The following is a 693-nucleotide window of genomic DNA, read 5'->3' on the forward strand; positions in this document are numbered from 1 at the left end:
GCTTCACCCCCTGCGCGCTGCTCGCCGGGCTGGTCGCCGAGGGACGGCTCGGCCGCAAGACCGGGCAGGGCTTCCACACCTATCCGGGCGCGCGCAGGACCCGCGACAAGGTCGTCTTCCTGACGTTCGACGACGGCGCCGAGCGAGATCCACGCTTCGTCGACCTGGTCCGCGAACTCCGGCTGCCGGTCAGCATGTTCCTCACGGACAGCGTCGTAGGACCGGGATACGCGCACTTCGGCCGCCTGCGCGCGGTAGGCGCAAGCGTCCAGAACCACACCCTGGACCACCCCTACCTGCCCAGCCTCCCCTACGCCGGCCAACGAGCCGAAATCTGCGGCCAACAGGACAAACTCAAGCAACGCTTCGGAATCCGCCCCCGCCTGTTCCGCCCCCCGTACGGCGCCTACAACCACGACACGCTCGGAGCGGCGGCGGACTGCGGAGTAGCGGCGGTGGTCCTGTGGAGCGATCGCGAACGCCTACGGCCGGGCGACATCCTCCACTGCCCGGAGGGCCAGCACGGCACAAGCCTCACGAAGGCAACGACCAACTTGCTACGCAACATCCAGGAGCAGGGCTACACGGTGGCGCGCTTGGAGGACTACCTCTAGCAATTCAGCCCGTCTGGGGGCACCTCCCAGCGGTAGCTGGGGGAGTTTGAGGACGAGGCCGTTCAGGCCGATACGGGGG

Annotated in this window: 1 protein-coding gene; it reads left to right on the forward strand. The window is 68.4% G+C overall.

Annotated elements, in window-relative coordinates:
- The coding region (locus tag G6048_RS48415) for a polysaccharide deacetylase family protein (RefSeq protein ID WP_235991175.1) at positions 1-614 on the forward strand (614 nt) is incomplete at its 5' end.
- Positions 615-693: the final 79 nt, after the last annotated feature.

This window comes from Streptomyces ureilyticus (assembly GCF_011045025.1).
Taxonomy (GTDB): Bacteria; Actinomycetota; Actinomycetes; order Streptomycetales; family Streptomycetaceae; genus Streptomyces; species Streptomyces ureilyticus.